Annotated in this window: 15 protein-coding genes; 8 read left to right on the forward strand and 7 right to left on the reverse strand. The window is 60.8% G+C overall.

Going from position 1 to position 16,147, the window contains the following annotated elements:
- The first annotated feature begins 107 nt into the window (after positions 1 to 107).
- Positions 108 to 377, forward strand: a complete 270-nt coding sequence (locus BLV67_RS24625) for a response regulator transcription factor (RefSeq protein ID WP_017137824.1) — start codon at positions 108 to 110, stop codon at positions 375 to 377.
- A gap of 62 nt (positions 378 to 439) precedes the next feature.
- Here the strand turns inward: BLV67_RS24625 and BLV67_RS24630 are convergent, their stop codons facing one another.
- Positions 440 to 718 carry a DUF3509 domain-containing protein gene (locus BLV67_RS24630; protein ID WP_016970113.1) on the reverse strand — a complete coding sequence of 93 codons (279 nt, stop codon included), beginning with the start codon at positions 716 to 718 and terminating at the stop codon, positions 440 to 442.
- 393 nt (positions 719 to 1,111) lie between these two features.
- Between BLV67_RS24630 and BLV67_RS24635 the strand changes: the two genes are divergently transcribed.
- The 5 genes from BLV67_RS24635 to BLV67_RS24655 all read left to right on the forward strand — a co-directional run bounded on the left by BLV67_RS24635 (position 1,112) and on the right by BLV67_RS24655 (position 6,886).
- On the forward strand, positions 1,112 to 2,938 hold the full coding sequence (locus BLV67_RS24635) for a long-chain-acyl-CoA synthetase (protein ID WP_069786547.1): 1,827 nt from the start codon (positions 1,112 to 1,114) through the stop codon (positions 2,936 to 2,938).
- Positions 2,939 to 3,038: 100 nt separating this feature from the next.
- A complete protein-coding gene (locus BLV67_RS24640) occupies positions 3,039 to 3,554 on the forward strand; it encodes an ankyrin repeat domain-containing protein (protein ID WP_065911452.1) in 516 nt (171 codons plus the stop codon).
- A 40-nt stretch (positions 3,555 to 3,594) separates the two neighbouring features.
- Positions 3,595 to 4,125, forward strand: coding sequence for a hypothetical protein (locus tag BLV67_RS24645; protein WP_069786548.1), 531 nt, complete (start codon positions 3,595 to 3,597; stop codon positions 4,123 to 4,125).
- A gap of 67 nt (positions 4,126 to 4,192) precedes the next feature.
- A complete protein-coding gene (locus BLV67_RS24650) occupies positions 4,193 to 4,384 on the forward strand; it encodes a PLDc N-terminal domain-containing protein (protein ID WP_003172956.1) in 192 nt (63 codons plus the stop codon).
- Positions 4,385 to 4,798: 414 nt separating this feature from the next.
- Positions 4,799 to 6,886 carry an LTA synthase family protein gene (locus BLV67_RS24655; RefSeq protein WP_056861129.1) on the forward strand — a complete coding sequence of 696 codons (2,088 nt, stop codon included), beginning with the start codon at positions 4,799 to 4,801 and terminating at the stop codon, positions 6,884 to 6,886.
- A 55-nt stretch (positions 6,887 to 6,941) separates the two neighbouring features.
- Here BLV67_RS24655 and BLV67_RS24660 read toward each other — a convergent pair whose 3' ends face one another.
- Positions 6,942 to 7,094, reverse strand: a complete 153-nt coding sequence (locus BLV67_RS24660; RefSeq protein ID WP_015885095.1) for a DUF3309 family protein — start codon at positions 7,092 to 7,094, stop codon at positions 6,942 to 6,944.
- Positions 7,095 to 7,422: 328 nt separating this feature from the next.
- On the opposite strand from BLV67_RS24660, the gene BLV67_RS24665 reads away from it, so the two are divergent.
- Together BLV67_RS24665 and csrA are read left to right on the forward strand one after the other, a co-directional pair.
- Positions 7,423 to 8,238 carry an SDR family oxidoreductase gene (locus tag BLV67_RS24665; RefSeq protein WP_065911448.1) on the forward strand — a complete coding sequence of 272 codons (816 nt, stop codon included), beginning with the start codon at positions 7,423 to 7,425 and terminating at the stop codon, positions 8,236 to 8,238.
- Positions 8,239 to 8,482: 244 nt separating this feature from the next.
- A complete protein-coding gene (gene csrA / locus BLV67_RS24670; protein WP_065911447.1) occupies positions 8,483 to 8,680 on the forward strand; it encodes a carbon storage regulator CsrA in 198 nt (65 codons plus the stop codon).
- A gap of 7 nt (positions 8,681 to 8,687) precedes the next feature.
- Here the strand turns inward: csrA and BLV67_RS24675 are convergent, their stop codons facing one another.
- The 5 genes from BLV67_RS24675 to mnmC all read right to left on the reverse strand — a co-directional run bounded on the left by BLV67_RS24675 (position 8,688) and on the right by mnmC (position 16,021).
- Positions 8,688 to 8,915 (reverse strand): YheU family protein, encoded by a 228-nt coding sequence (locus BLV67_RS24675; RefSeq protein WP_056861132.1) that lies wholly within the window; start codon positions 8,913 to 8,915, stop codon positions 8,688 to 8,690.
- 110 nt (positions 8,916 to 9,025) lie between these two features.
- Positions 9,026 to 10,210, reverse strand: a complete 1,185-nt coding sequence (locus tag BLV67_RS24680) for an osmoprotectant NAGGN system M42 family peptidase (RefSeq protein WP_056861133.1) — start codon at positions 10,208 to 10,210, stop codon at positions 9,026 to 9,028.
- 136 nt (positions 10,211 to 10,346) lie between these two features.
- Complete coding sequence (gene ngg / locus BLV67_RS24685) at positions 10,347 to 12,092, reverse strand: N-acetylglutaminylglutamine synthetase (protein ID WP_065911446.1); 1,746 nt, start codon at positions 12,090 to 12,092, stop codon at positions 10,347 to 10,349.
- Between the two features lie 3 nt (positions 12,093 to 12,095).
- Entirely contained in the window at positions 12,096 to 13,868 is a 1,773-nt protein-coding gene (locus BLV67_RS24690; RefSeq protein WP_065911445.1) for an N-acetylglutaminylglutamine amidotransferase, read from the reverse strand.
- 164 nt (positions 13,869 to 14,032) lie between these two features.
- A complete protein-coding gene (gene mnmC, locus BLV67_RS24695; protein WP_069786549.1) occupies positions 14,033 to 16,021 on the reverse strand; it encodes a bifunctional tRNA (5-methylaminomethyl-2-thiouridine)(34)-methyltransferase MnmC2/FAD-dependent 5-carboxymethylaminomethyl-2-thiouridine(34) oxidoreductase MnmC1 in 1,989 nt (662 codons plus the stop codon).
- Between the last annotated feature and the right edge of the window lie 126 nt (positions 16,022 to 16,147).

The following is a 16,147-nucleotide window of genomic DNA, read 5'->3' on the forward strand; positions in this document are numbered from 1 at the left end:
TCAATCCATTCGTTATGTAACTCTCTGCGGACTCGATGTTTATATCACCTGTCAATAGCAGGAATCCGAAAGGTGATAGGGCATCCACTACATAAGGAGAGAGCACAATGAGTGGCCCAGAACAGTCGTGTCGCACGCCGGTGGACGCGCCGATGACCGTTAGAAGACGTCTGAGCCTGGGCGGCAAGCCCCTCACCCCGACCGAGCTGGAAATTTTGCGCTGGGCCTCGGAAGGCAAGACCGTCTGGGAGATCAGTCAGATTCGGGCGACCTCTGAAGCCACGGTGAAATTCCATCTGCGCAATATCTACGGCAAGCTGGAAGTCACCAACCGCGTACAGGCGATGAATGAGGCCAGCCGACAAGGCTTGTGCTGAAGCCACACAAAAAAGGGCCGCGACGCCTGTCAGCGTCGCGGCCCTTTTTGGTTATCTTCTGCTTATGCCGAATGGTAGGTCGGCAGGGCAAAGCGGTTCTGGCTTTGCAGCATCGAAATCTGTGGCAGTTCACTGGCTTGTTCGGCCAGGTCGCGGCGGATCGCGCTGATCACCCAGGTCAGTTGGTCAGCGGTGTGCAGCTGTTGATACGAGATCGAACGCTTGACCTGTTTGCCTTCGCTGTTGCGCAGGGTCAGCAGGATACCGCCGTCGGGACGTGGCTGAGTGGTGACGTCGTATTGGGAGAATACTGAAGCGAATTTATCTTGGATCAGGCTCATGTCTATCAGCTCCGTTGGCTCAAGTTGGCAAGCATGGAGAGATAGGTGCAGTGATTGTGCCAGTATTGGATATCTTAAAAAATCGTTATAAATCAAGCATTTAAAAACTTAACAGATTTTCGGTTTCGTGCAATTTGCATGAATGGCCATCGTGCATCCTGCATTTTGCGTTATTCGCGCCAGCTGTTTCAGGTCAGCCTCCAGGATAAAGACCGCCTCGCCCTGGCAAAATTCCTTTTCGGTGGAGGCCGGCTCGGGATACAAAACTTTTCAAATCCGGCATGTACAGTCAAAGAATGGCAGGCGTATTTTCCTGCAAGGCATTCGGCATCTGCCTACAGGGCTGCCGCTGTCCCTGGATCATACGAAGAATAAGAAAAAGGACGTTGCGCCATGAGCCATCAACAAGACGACATGATCACGTGGGGCAAGCTCTTGCGTAAGGTGCCTGCGATTGTTCGCGCCCTGCCACGCGTGGTGCGCGGCATGCGCGCCGCGAATGTCACCGACTCCGCGCAGCCCTGCGGCCTCGGTTGGCACTTTGAACAGGCTGCGTTGCGCAACCCCGACGGCGCGGCGTTGTTGTACGGCGACAGCGTGCTCAGCTACCGCGAAGCCAACCAGCGCGCCAATCGTATCGCGCATTACCTGCACGCGCAGGGCATCGGCAAGGGTGATGTTGTTGCGCTGTTTATTGAAAATCGCCCGGAGTTGCTCCTCAGCGTGCTGGCCGTGGCCAAGCTGGGCGGCATCTGCGCCATGCTCAACACCGCGCAAACCCAGGCGGCGCTGGTGCACAGCCTGAACCTGGTTAACCCGGTGGCGATCGTGGCAGGCGCGGAATTGCTCGACGCCTATGCGGCGGTGCGCGATCACGTGTCGATCGCGGCCGAACGCAGCTGGTGTGTGGCGGATCAATCCTCAACCGTGATGCCGCAAGGCTACACCGACCTGCTGGCCGCCAGCGCCGACAGCCCGCTGGACAACCCTGCCAGCAGCGGGCGCATCTTCTTCAACGACCCGTGCTTCTATATCTACACCTCCGGCACCACCGGCTTGCCCAAGGCCGGCATCATGAAACATGGGCGCTGGACCAAGACGGCGGTGAGTTTCGGCAGCATCGCCCTGGACATGGGGCCGCAAGACGTCCTGTATTGCACCTTGCCGCTGTACCATGCCACTGGCCTGTGTGTGTGCTGGGGTTCGGCGATTATCGGCGCGTCGGGCTTCGCCATCCGGCGTAAATTCAGCGCCAGCCAGTTCTGGGACGATGCGCGCAGATTCAACGCAACCACCCTGGGGTATGTCGGCGAACTGTGCCGCTACCTGCTGGATCAGCCGGCCAGTGCGCAGGATCGCGACAATAAAGTCACCAAGATGGTCGGCAATGGCCTGCGCCCCGGTGTCTGGGCGCAGTTCAAGCAGCGTTATGGCGTGGAGCACATCTGCGAGCTGTATGCGGCCAGCGACGGCAACATCGGGTTTACCAATGTGCTGAATTTCGACAACACCATCGGTTTTTGCCTGCAGCATTGGGCGCTGGTGGAGTACGCCCACGAAACCGGCGAGCCGTTGCGGGGCAGCAATGGTTTTCTGCGCAAGGTGCAAACCGGCGGGCAGGGCTTGCTGCTGGCCAGGATCGATGAAAAGTCGCCGTTCGATGGCTACACCGACCCGGAAAAGAACCGCAAGGTGGTGCTTACGGACGTGTTCGAGAAGGGCGACCGCTACTTCAATACCGGCGACTTGTTGCGCAGTATCGGCTTTGGCCATGCGCAATTTGTCGACCGGCTGGGCGATACCTACCGTTGGAAGGGCGAAAACGTCTCCACCACCGAAGTGGAAAACGTGCTGTTGCAGCACCCGCAGATCGCCGAAGTGGTGGCCTATGGCGTCGAGATCGAAAACACCAATGGCCGCGCCGGCATGGTTGCCATCACGCCAAGCGAATCTCTGGCGGCCCTGGACATGCGCGAGCTGTTGCAGTTTGCCCACGGCCAGTTGCCGCACTATGCGGTGCCGTTGTTTTTGCGCATCAAGGTGAAGATGGAAACCACTGGCACCTTCAAATACCAGAAGGTCAAGCTCAAGGAGGAAGCCTTCGACCCGGACAAGGCCGGTAACGACCCGGTGTACGCGTGGCTGCCGGGCTCCGACAGTTATGTACCGGTCACCGGGCAATTGCTGGCGCAGATCCAGGGCGGGCAGTTCCGTTATTGATTCTGGCTATGAGTGCTTTTGACAAAAAAGCCATGACAGCGGGGAACTCCCTCGCGACACTGGGCGCCTTATACACATTCCCAGACAAGGAGCGCCCTGCATGTCAGACCAGCCCAAACAAATGACCGACGATGAAGCCGCCGAATTCGCCGAACAGGTTTTTGACGTGGCCCGCAAAGGCGATGCGGCGATGCTGGCTGCGCTGCTGGCCAAAGGCTTGCCGGCCAATTTTCGTAATCACAATGGTGACACCTTGCTGATGCTCGCGGCCTATCACGGCCATGTCGAGGCGGTAAAAGTGTTGCTCGAGTTCAAGGCCGATCCGCTGATTGCCAACGATAAGAACCAACTGCCGATTGCCGGCGCCGCGTTCAAAGGCGACTTGGCGGTGGTTAAGGCGCTGATCGAAGGCGGCGTGCCGGTGGATGCCGCATCTCCGGACGGGCGTACGGCGCTGATGCTGGCCGCAATGTTCAACCGCGTTGAAATGGTCGACTACCTGCTCGCTCAAGGCGCCAACCCCAAGGCCACCGATGCCCAGGGCGCGACTGCGCTGGCGGCGGCGCACACCATGGGCGCGGCGGATACGGCGGCGCAGTTGCAGAAACTGGTGTAGGCTACGCGCCCTCAAAAACCAGCCGCCACAGGACCTTCCCATGCACACCGCCCTCGTCGAACTTATCAGCAAAATCAGCGCCGGCGTCATGGGCGAGGAAGAGGTGGTACGCATCGCCACAGAAGCCGCCCAGGCCTACGCGGACCCGGCGGCGTTTCTGACGGCGAACCCGGATATCAACTACGACGACACCTTCCCGATCCCGTTGGGTGAGTGGGTAGTAGTTGGCAGCCTGCCGGACACGGTGCTGTTCCAGGCCGATACTTATGGCGATCTGTTCGCACAGATCGTCGCCTCGTTCGGCCCCGGCGTGGCGTTCAACCTCAAGCCCAAGCAGTTGGCCAAGACCGAAGACCTCACCGCGCTGAACCGCATCCAGATTCAGATGAGCGCGTTGAGCCCCGAAGAGGGCGGCTATGTGTTGCTCGACTTCAGCCAATTGCTCGATGACGAGATCCAGGCGGTGCTGGTGTACGGTAACGACCTGCCGCGCGTGCTGGAACTGTGCGCCGAAGTCGGGATCAAGGCCGAGCCGTCGCTGGAAGCCTTGAAAGTCGCCGTCCACGTCTGAAATAAAACGGAACCCCTGCCAGGGCTGACTATCCTACAAGTGCATGCCCTCACTTAGGAGCGACACCATGGGTTCCACTTTCAACGGTCTTATCGGCCTGATCATTCTGGCGCTGGATATCTGGGCGATCATCAACGTGTTCAAAAGTGGCGCCAGCACCGGCGCCAAAGTGCTGTGGATCCTGCTGATCCTGTTGCTGCCGGTACTGGGCCTGATCATCTGGGCGATTGCCGGGCCGCGCGGTAACGTGCGGATCTGATCGTTCACCCACTCTATCTAGAGTGGGCACAGTCAATGTGGGAGCGGGCTTGCTCGCGAATACGGTGTATCAGTTTCAGATGTTTTGACTGACACGCCGCATTCGCGAGCAAGCCCGCTCCCACATTTAGTTTCTGGTGCATTCACAGGTTTTGTGTGTCGAAACTATTCGCTGCACACAATTTTCACATCTTTTCCAAGACAATTCGGCGCTTTTCCGGCTCTGCCAAGGCTCTAACTCGGGTGCGATTAAAGGCAGGTCCCGGGCGCACGTTCAGTAATTAATAGCGTTGATGCCGTTGATCGGGCACCATTTGCGCCACCGCGTTAACCGCCTACCCCAGCCGGCCTGGGCGAGGGTCGGACGCCACTGCATTATTTCGAAACTTAAACTTCCAATGGGTCCTAGAACGACATGGCAAACCCGGACGCCCTGAGTCAGCAGCGAGCTTCTAATCGCTTGCTGCAACCGACCGTCAAATCCCATCTGGCATACACGCTGCTTTGCGCGCTGGTCATGATGGTGATGTTCTCCCTGCTGCGCCTGGCGCTGCTGGTCTACAACCGCGAGATGATCCTCGACACGCCGGCCTCGACCTTCCTCGAAGCCTTTGTCAACGGCACGCGCTTCGACATCCGCTTTGTGATGTACGCACTGGTTCCGCTGCTGCTGGCGCTGTTCAGCGTACGGGCCATGGCGGCGCGTGGGTTCTTCCGTTTTTGGCTGACCGTGGTGTCCAGCATTGCCCTGTTCCTGGGCCTGATGGAGATGGACTTCTACCGCGAATTCCACCAACGCCTCAACGGCCTGGTGTTCCAGTATGTGAAGGAAGACCCGAAAACCGTAATGAGCATGCTCTGGTACGGTTTCCCGGTGGTGCGCTATCTGCTGTCCTGGGCCGTGGGCACGCTGATCCTGAGCATCGCCTTCAAGGGCGCCGACCGCGCGACGCGCCCACGTGGCCCGTTCAGCGGCGGCACCGTCGGCACTCGCCAGGTGGCGCCGTGGTACAGCCGCATTGCAGTGTTTGTGGTGTGCCTGCTGATCGCCGTGGTCGCCATCCGTGGCACCCTGCGCCAGGGCCCGCCGCTGCGTTGGGGTGATGTCTACACCACCGAATCCAACTTCGCCAACCAGTTGGGCTTGAACGGCACGCTGTCGTTGATCGCGGCGGCCAAGTCGCGCTTCTCCGAAGAGCGTTCGAACATCTGGAAAGCCACGCTGGACCAACCGCTGGCCACCCAGACCGTGCGCGACATGCTGGTGTTGCCGCAAGAGAAACTGGTGGACACCGACACTGCCGCCGTGCGCCGTGACTACACGCCACCGGCCGAGAAAACCCTGCCGATCAAGAACGTCGTGGTGATCCTGATGGAAAGCTTCGCCGGTCACTCGGTCGGCGCACTGGGTCGCCCGGGCAACATCACGCCGTACTTCGACAAGCTGTCCAAGGAAGGTTTGCTGTTCGACCGTTTCTTCTCCAACGGCACCCACACCCACCAGGGCATGTTTGCCACTATGGCATGCTTCCCGAACCTGCCGGGCTTCGAATACCTGATGCAGACCCCGGAAGGCAGCCACAAGCTGTCGGGCCTGCCGCAGTTGCTCAGCGCGCGCAAGTTTGACGACGTGTATGTCTACAACGGCGATTTCGCCTGGGACAACCAGTCGGGTTTCTTCAGCAACCAGGGCATGACCAACTTTATCGGGCGCAACGACTTCGTTAACCCGGTGTTCTCCGACCCGACCTGGGGCGTGTCCGACCAGGACATGTTCAACCGTGGCCTGGAAGAGTTGAAGGCCCGCGAAGGCGGCAAGCCGTTCTACGCGCTGCTGCAAACCCTGTCCAACCACACGCCGTATGCGTTGCCGACGCCCTTGCCGGTTGAGAAAGTCACCGACCGTGGCAGCCTCAACGAGCATTTGACGGCCATGCGTTACTCCGACTGGGCTCTGGGCCAGTTCTTTGAAAAGGCGCGTAAAGAGCCGTACTTCAAGGAAACCCTGTTCGTGATCGTGGGTGACCACGGTTTTGGTAATGAACAGCAGATCACCGAGATGGACCTGGGCCGCTTCAACGTACCGATGCTGATGATCGCACCGGGCATGCAGGAGAAGTTCGGCGAGCGTGACCACACCGTGGGCACCCAGATCGACATCGTGCCGACCATCATGGGCCGTCTGGGTGGCGACACCTTGCACCAGTGCTGGGGCCGCGACCTGTTGAACCTGCCGGAAGGCGACAAGGGCTTTGGCGTGATCAAGCCGTCGGGCAGCGACCAGACCGTCGCCCTGGTCACTGCTGACCGCATCCTGGTACTGCCTAAAGAGATGCCGCCGAAACTGTGGGAATACGAGCTGGGCGCTAACCCGACCGGTAAGGTGATTCCCGAATCGCCGGACGAAGCCGCGCTGAAACAGAAACTTGAGTCGTTCCTGCAGACGGCCACCAAGAGCCTGTTGGATAACACCGCCGGTGTGATTGACGGCAAGCCGGACTAATAATCCGGGCATAAAAAAAGAGGCCTTCTAAAAGGCCTCTTTTTTTGTCCGGATGTTATATCCGGCCGAGCAGCAACAGCACCAGCAGCACCACCAGCACCACACCGAGAATACCCGATGGGCCATAGCCCCAGTTACGTGAGTGCGGGAACACCGGCAGGCCGCCGACCAGCAGCAGGATCAGGATAATGATCAGAATCAGGCTCATGTTTTTTTCCTTGTGGGCCTTCTGAAAAGACCGGTTGTTTAACGACAGGCCCGTGGGTTTATTTACGGACGCCTTAATAACTCCGACTGTGCTGTTGTGCAGAAAATTCCATCGTTTCTTAAAGCATTTCGCAAACAGGCTTATTTCTTTTAATACGTTCGCAATGACGTGCACTTAGTTGAAAAAGATTGAACTTACGCTATAAGCCGGGCTGCTACCTGGCCGGCGGTTTGCCTGAGGCATTCATCAATTGGATGGTGCGTGGGTGCAGGAAAAACCTTCGCTACACTGCCGATCACTTCTTCCGTGAACTACAAGGCTACTACCTATGCAAAATCGCATGATGATCACTGGTGCCGGGTCCGGCCTGGGTCGCGAAATCGCGCTGCGCTGGGCGCGCGAGGGTTGGCAGTTGGCCTTGTCGGACGTCAGCGAGCCCGGCTTGCAGGAAACCCTCAAGCGGGTCCGCGAGGCCGGTGGCGATGGTTTTATCCAGCGCTGCGACGTGCGTGACTACAGCCAGCTCACCGCCTTTGCCCAGGCTTGCGAAGTCAAGCTGGGCGGCATTGATGTGATCGTCAACAACGCGGGTGTGGCCTCGGGTGGGTTCTTTGCCGAGTTGTCACTGGAAGATTGGGACTGGCAAATTGCGATCAACTTGATGGGCGTGGTCAAGGGCTGCAAGGCGTTCCTGCCGCTGCTGGAAAAGAGCAAGGGCCGAATTATCAACATCGCCTCCATGGCTGCGCTGATGCAGGGGCCGGCGATGAGCAACTACAACGTGGCCAAGGCCGGTGTGGTGGCGTTGTCGGAGAGTTTGCTGGTGGAACTCAAGCAGCAGGAGGTCGGCGTGCACGTGGTATGCCCGTCGTTTTTCCAGACCAACCTGCTGGATTCATTCCGTGGGCCAACGCCTGCGATGAAGGCGCAGGTCGGCAAGTTGCTGGAGAGCTCACCGATTTCAGCGGCGGATATTGCCGATTACATTTATCAGCGGGTGGCCGAAGGGGAGTTCATGATTTTGCCCCACGAGCAGGGGCGGATGGCGTGGGCGTTGAAGCAAAAGAACCCGCAGTTGCTGTATGACGAAATGACGCTGATGGCCGACAAGATGCGCGCCAAGGCGCAGGCCACCAAGGGCTGAGCGGATGATCGTTCCCACGTTCCGCGTGGGAATGCATCCGGTGACGCTCCGCGTCACGTCTTGAAAGCGGGACGCGGAGCGTCCGGAGCGGCATTAGCGATCAAACATTTGACCGAGTCGAGGGCTTGTCTGTCAGCAAAATTACCGGGCTGCGTAGGCCTTGCCTGATTTTGCCGCAAGCCATTGCTGCGCCAAATCCAATCACGCATGGTCAAGGTCCTGTCATTCCAAAAGGACAAACGCCATGCTGGTTTTAAGCCGCGCTGTAGGCGAAATCATCTCCATCGGCGATGACATCGCCCTGCACATTCTCGAACTCAACGGTACTCAAGTGAAATTCGGCATCGCCGCCCCGGCGGATGTGAATGTCCATCGGGCCGAGGTGTATCAGAAGATCCTCGAACGCCAGGCCGCAGACACCCACGCCGTAACCAACCGCTGACACCCGCTCAGTCAAACAGATGCTTGGGCACGTCGTGCTTGAGCATCAACTGGCATTGCTCGCTTTCCGGGTCGAACACAATCAGGGCCTGGCCCTTGGTCAAGGCATGGCGCACGCGCAGTACCCGGGTTTCCAGGGGCGTGTCGTCGCCGTTGTCGGTGCCGTCGCGGGTGACGAAGTCTTCGATGAGGCGGGTCAGGGTGTCGACTTCAAGTGCGTCGTAGGGAATCAGCATACAAGCCTCGCAGGTAGGAACCCGGCGATGCTACTGCGCCGGGGGCCCTTGTTACCAGCAGTTACCATCAGTTACCAGTAGTTACCAGTAGTTACCAGTAGTTGCCGGTGTCAGGACTTCTGACCGACCAGGCTGTCCACCGACGGCACGCGGGTGTCGCTCTCCATTTGTGTTTCGTGCTCGATCTGATGACTGAACCTGTCCAGCGAACCCTGGGCCGGTTGTGCGTCGCTGGCGAATACCGGCGGGCTGAGGATGTACGCGCTCAACAAGCGGCTGAGCGCGGCCAGGCTGTCAATGTGCGTGCGCTCATAGCCATGGGTTGCATCGCAGCCGAACGCCAGCAGCGCGGTGCGAATGTCATGGCCGGCAGTGACCGCCGAGTGGGCGTCGCTGAAGTAATAGCGAAACAGATCGCGGCGCACCGGCAATTCATTCTCCGAGGCCAGGCGCAGCAGGTGACGGGACAGGTGATAGTCATACGGCCCGCCGGAATCCTGCATGGCCACACTCACCGCGTGTTCGCTGGAATGCTGGCCGGGCGCGACCGGAGCGATGTCGATACCGACAAATTCACTGACATCCCACGGCAGGGCGGCGGCCGCACCACTGCCGGTTTCTTCGGTGATGGTGAACAGCGGGTGGCAGTCGATCAATAACGGTTCGCCGCTGTCGACAATGGCCTTGAGTGCGGCGAGCAGAGCGGCCACACCGGCTTTATCGTCCAGGTGGCGGGCGCTGATATGCCCGCTCTCGGTGAACTCGGGCAGTGGGTCGAACGCTACATAGTCACCGATGCTGATGCCTAACGAGTCGCAATCGGCGCGTGTCGCGCAGTAGGCATCCAGGCGCAGTTCCACGTGGTCCCAGCTCACCGGCATTTCATCTACGGCGGTGTTGAACGCGTGCCCGGAGGCCATCAACGGCAGCACGCTGCCACGGATCACGCCGTTGTCGGTAAACAGGCTGACGCGGCTGCCTTCGGCAAACCGGCTGGACCAGCAGCCCACCGGCGCGAGCGTCAGGCGGCCGTTGTCCTTGATCGCCCGCACGGCGGCGCCGATGGTGTCCAAGTGCGCGGAGACGGCGCGGTCGGGGCTGTTTTTCTGGCCCTTTAGCGTGGCGCGGATGGTGCCGCGCCGGGTCATTTCAAAGGGAATGCCAAGTTCTTCCAGGCGCTCGGCGACATAGCGCACGATGGTGTCGGTAAACCCGGTGGGGCTGGGAATGGCGAGCATTTCCAGCAGCACTTTTTGCAGGTAGTTGAGATCCGGTTCGGGGATGGTTCGGGTCATGGAAACTCCTGATGAGTTGAGGGCGATCGTTCCCACGCGCAGCAAAGGAATGCCTCACTGGACGCTCTGCGTCCGCTCTTGTGACGCGGAGCGTCACCGGCTGCATTCCCACGCGGAGCGTGGGAACGATCAGTGGTCAGGCAGTCGGTTGACTGTGCGGAAACAACAAATCCACAAACTTCTCCGCTGTCGGTTGCGGTTCATGATTAGCCAACCCGGCGCGTTCGTTGGCTTCGATAAACACGTACTCGGGTTGGTCGGCGGCGGGCACCATCAGGTCCAGGCCGACCATGGGAATGTCCAGTGCACGGGCTGCGCGCACGGCGGCGTCTACCAGTGTCGGGTGCAGAATCGCGGTGACATCTTCCAGGCAACCACCGGTATGCAAGTTGGCGGTACGGCGCACCGCCAAGGTTTGGCCACGGGGCAAAATGCTGCTGTAGTCGTAACCGGCGGCGTGCAGCGTGCGTTGGGTTTCGGCGTCCAGCGGGATTTTGCTTTCGCCGTCGGTGGCCGCCTGGCGGCGACGGCTCTGGGCCTCGATCAAGGCGCCGATGGAATGCTGGCCATCGCCGGTCACCTCGGCAGGCCGCCGAATGGCGGCGGCGACCACTTCAAAGCCGATCACCAGGATGCGCAGGTCGAGGCCTTCGTGGAAGCTTTCGAGCAACACGCGGCTGTCAAATTGACGCGCAGTCTCGATGGCTTTTTGCACCTCCTCAATGGTCTGCAGATCCACCGCCACGCCCTGGCCTTGCTCGCCATCCAGCGGCTTGACCACAATGCGCTGATGCTCATCGAGAAACTCCAGGTTGTCGTCGGCACTGCCGGCCAGTTGTTGCGACGGCAATTTCAACCCGGCTGCGCTGAGCGTCTTGTGGGTCAGACTCTTGTCCTGGCACAGGGTCATGCTGATGGCGCTGGTCAGGTCGCTCAACGACTCGCGGCAACGCACACGGCGCCCGCCGTGGCTGAGGGTGAACAGGCCGGCGTCGGCGTCATCCACCTGCACATCAATGCCACGTCGATGGGCTTCTTCGACGATGATGCGTGCATACGGGTTAAAGCCTGCCTGCGGGCCGGGGCCCAGAAACAGCGGCTGGTTGATGCCGTTCTTGCGCTTGATCGCAAAGGTGGTCAGCGCACGGAAACCGAGCTTGGCGTAGAGGCTCTTGGCCTGACGGTTATCGTGCAGCACCGACAGGTCAAGGTAGCTCAGGCCACGGCTCATAAAGTGCTCCACCAAGTGGCGCACCAGCACCTCGCCCACACCTGGGCGCGTGCATTGCGGGTCGACCGCCAGGCACCACAGGCTGCAACCGTTTTCCGGGTCGTGGAAGGCTTTTTGATGGTTCAGGCCCATCACGCTGCCGATCACCGCGCCGCTGTCTTCATCCTCGGCCAGCCAATACACCGGGCCGCCTTGGTGGCGTGGTGTCAGGCGCTCGGCGTCGACGGGCAGCATGCCGCGGCCTTGATACAGCTGGTTGACCGCCTGCCAATCGGCCTCGCTCTGCACACGGCGAATGCGAAAGCCGCGAAATACCCGCGTAGCGGGGCGGTAATCGCTGAACCACAGGCGCAAGGTGTCGGAGGGGTCGAGGAACAACTGCTGCGGGTCAATCCCGAGGATCTGCTGGGGCGCTGCCACGTACAGCGCAATGTCGCGCTCGCCCGCCTGCTCATTGAGCAGTTCCTGCGCCAGGCTGGCCGGGTCCGGGAAGGTGTGCCCGATCAACAATCGGCCCCAGCCGCAATGCACGGCAATCGGCTCGGCGGCCAGTGGGCTGCCGTCTTCGGCCAGGCGCGCCTGCAGGCGTTCGTAAGTCGGCGCCTGGCCCTTGAGCAAGCGTTGGCTGTAAGCCGCTGCAAGAGGTTTCATCAATCAGATTCCTTGTTCGCTGAGCCACAGGTTCAGCGCCGCCAGTTGCCACAGTTTGGAGCCGCGCAGCGGCGTCAGTTGGCCTTGCGGGTCGGTCAGCAGGCGGTCGAGCATGGCCGGGTTGAACAGGCCGCGATCCTGGCTTGGGTCCATCAGCAAATCGCGCACCCAGTTCAAGGTGTCGCCTTGCAAATGCTTGAGGCCGGGCACGGGGAAGTAGCCCTTCTTGCGGTCGATGACTTCGCTGGGGATGACTCGGCGCGCGGCTTCTTTGAGCACCTGTTTGCCGCCATCGGGCAATTTGAATTTGCCCGGCACGCGGGCCGACAGTTCTACCAGGCGATAGTCCAGGAACGGCGTGCGCGCCTCCAGGCCCCAGGCCATGGTCATGTTGTCGACGCGTTTGACCGGGTCGTCCACCAGCATCACCGTGCTGTCCAGGCGCAAGGCCTTGTCCACGGCAGCATCGGCGCCGGGCATGGCGAAATGCTCGCGCACAAAGTCGCCGGCGGCGTCGTTGGCGGTCAGCCATTTGGGCGCAACGGTGGCGGCGTAGTCGTCGTAGCTGCGGTCAAAAAAAGCGTCGCGGTAGGCGGCATACGGGTCGCTGGCGCCATCGACTTGCGGGTACCAGTGGTAGCCGGCGAACAGCTCGTCGGCGCCCTGGCCGCTCTGCACCACTTTGCAATGCTTGGCCACTTCCCGCGACAGCAGGTAGAAGGCGATGCAGTCATGGCTGACCATCGGCTCGCTCATGGCGCGGAAGGCTGCCGGCAGTTGCTCGATGATTTCGCTTTCGGCGATGCGCAATTGGTGGTGACGGGTGCCGTAGTGCTTGGCGATCAGGTCCGAGTATTGAAACTCGTTGCCAGCCTCGCCGCCGGCATCTTCGAAGCCGATGGAGAAGGTCGACAAGTCCTGCACGCCGACTTCACGCAGCAGGCCCACCAGCATGCTCGAATCAACACCGCCGGAGAGCAGCACGCCGACATCCACGGCGGCACGTTGGCGGATCGCCACAGCTTCGCGGGTGCTGTCGAGCACGCGATCGGTCCAGTCTTCGAGGCTGAGGTTTTTTTCATCCTCATGCGGGCCGTAGGGCAGGGTCCACCAGGTTTTCTGCTCGGTGGTGCCGTTGGCGTCGATGCGCAGCCAGCTTGCCGGCGGCAGTTTTTCAATACCCGCCAGCAAGGTACGCGGTGCAGGCACCACGGCGTGGAAGTTCAGGTAATGGTTGAGCGCAACCGGATCCAGAATCGGGTTGATATCGCCGCCCTTGAGCAGCGCCGGCAGCGCTGAGGCAAAACGCAGGCGCTGGCCGGTGCGCGACAGGTAGAGCGGCTTCACACCCAGACGGTCACGGGCGATGAACAGGCGCTGGGCGTCACGCTCCCAGATGGCAAAGGCAAACATGCCATTGAGCTTGGGCAGCAAGGCTTCGCCCCAGGCGTGATAGCCCTTGAGCAGCACTTCGGTGTCACCGCCGGAATAGAAGGCGTAGCCCAGGGCTTCCAGCTCTTCACGTAATTCCGGGAAGTTGTAAATCGCGCCGTTGAATGCCAACGACAGCCCAAGCTGGGCGTCGACCATCGGTTGGGCGGAGCCGTCCGACAGGTCCATGATCTTCAGGCGGCGGTGGCCCAGGGCAATCGGCCCTTGGGCATGGAAGCCCCAGGCATCGGGGCCTCGCGGGGCAAGGTGATGGGTGATGCGTTCTACGGCTGCCAGGTCGGCAGGTTGATGATCAAAGCGTAACTCGCCAGCTAGTCCACACATAAATTCCTTACCGGTTTTTCCGTTGGGGAGGGCAATACTCAATACGCCCGACAGGGCGCGTACCCAGAAACTGACCCAGTGCTATGCGTGGAGTTTTAGACCGATAAGTTATAAGGCAAATAGCCGCGATGCTCGTAACGGCGTTATTTCATCCCTCAGGGTGATCAGCGTGTTGCGGGTTTTCCTCGCACCAGCGCGCGCAACGCAAACCGGTTCGGGTGGCAGGCTTCGGCCACACTGGCCGGTACCGGCAGCGGTTCGTCGCTCAACCAGGCGGCCAGCAGTTCGCCGCACAGTGGCGCGGTGATCAGCCCGCGTGAACCGTGGCCGCTGTTGATATACAGGCCCGGCAACCAGGGGCAGGGCGTATCCGGGACTTGACGGGCGTCTTTGCGCAGTACGGCGTAAGCCTGTTGGAACGCAGCGCTATCGGCCAAGGGGCCGACGATTGGCAGGTAGTCAGGGCTGGTGCAGCGAAATGCGGCGCGGCCTTCCAAGTGTTCGGCGTTCAGTGAGTCAGCGCCAAGACGCAGCAGCAGGTCTTCGGAAATCTCGCGCAGCATCGCGAGGTTGCCGGTGTGTTCGGCAACGGTGGGTGTCAGGTCTTCATTGTTGAAATCAAAACTGGCGCCCAGGGTGTGTTCGCCAAGGCGCGCCGGTGCCACATAACCTTCGGCGCACACCACGGTGGCCAATGCCGCACTCGCCGGGGTTTGCGCCAAACGCGTGATCTGCCCGCGAATACGCTTGAGCGGCAAATCCGCACTGAGCGCGAAGCGCTTGATTTCGGCTGCACCGGCCAGCACTACCACGCTGGCGCTGGCCAGTACGTCGTCGCCGTCACGGGCTTGCCACTGGTCGTCGACGCGGTGCAGCTCCAGCGCCTCGTGATGGGTGAGCACCTTTATAAGCGGCTGCGTGGCTTGCCATTGGCACAGCGCCGGTGGATGCACCCAGCCACCTTCCGGAAAAAACAGCCCGCCCTGGGCCAATGCGATGCCGGCCTGTTGTTGGGCCAGGTCCTGGTTCAGTACGTGCAACAGATCCGGTGCAAAGGCCTCGGCCAGTTGCGCCTGGCGTTGGGCTTCCTTGGCGTCAAACGCCAGTTGCAGGACGCCGCAACCGTCCCAGTCTACGCCGCGCTGCAAGTGCTCCAGCAGGCGCCGGGTATGGCCGAAGCCGCTGAGTATCAGTTGCGACAGCGCTGTGCCATGCGCCGACAGCTTGAGGTACAGCACGCCCTGCGGGTTGCCCGAGGCTTCCTGGGCCAGCGCGGCGTGCCGCTCCAGCAAGCTCACGCGCCAACCGCGAGCGGCCAGGCTGGCAGCGGTGGCGCAACCGGCCAGGCCGCCACCGATGACCATGGCATGGCGCTCGCCGTTGACGGCTGCCGGGCGCGCAAACCAGGGTTTGGGTGTGGCCGGTGGTGGCGTATCGTCGGGCCAACCGAGAAACTCGCCGCGCAGGATTTCCCACTTGTGGCCAATGCCCGGCGTGCGTTTCATCTTGAAGCCGGCGGCGTTGATCAGCCGACGTACCCAGCCGGTGCTGGTGAAGGTGCTGATGGTCGAGCCCGGTGCCGCCAGGCGCGCCAGTTCGGCGAACAACTCAGCGGTCCACATGTCGGGGTTCTTGGCCGGGGCAAAACCGTCGAGAAACCACGCGTCGATTTGCGCATCCAGTTGCGGCAATTGCTCCAGGGCGTCGCCGATCAACAGCGTCAGGGTCACGCGGCCGTTATCCAGCACCAAGCGCTGGAAGCCTGGGTGGATGGCGATGTACTGCGCCAGCAGTTGTTCTGCAAAAGGCTGCAGTTCGGGCCAGAGGGCGAGGGCGCGCTGCAGGTCTGCGTGGCTCAGCGGGTATTTCTCCACGCTGACAAAATGCAGGCGTGCCCCGGGCACTGCGTGTTGTTCGAACAGTTGCCAGGCGCACAGGAAATTCAGCCCCGTACCAAAACCGGTTTCACCAATCACCAACCGCCCATTCACCGGCAAGGCGGCAAAGCGCTCCTGCAAACGGTTCTGTTCAAGGAACACATAACGGGTTTCTTCAAGGCCCGACTTGTCGGAAAAGTACACGTCGTCGAACACTCGCGAATGCGGGCGGCCTTGGTCATCCCAGTCGAGCTGGGCGTGGGTGATGGGGGTCATGGGCGGCTCATAAAAATAACGGCGGGCAAAGGCACGGCGGCCATTCTAGCCGATCAACCGGTAATGAATTGACCCACGGCAAGCGCGGGTTGAATTTCCTTCCGCGTGTTGTTGCCCAATCCGCTA

Origin of the sequence: Pseudomonas salomonii (genome assembly GCF_900107155.1) — a bacterium.
In the GTDB taxonomy this organism is placed as follows: domain Bacteria; phylum Pseudomonadota; class Gammaproteobacteria; order Pseudomonadales; family Pseudomonadaceae; genus Aquipseudomonas; species Aquipseudomonas salomonii.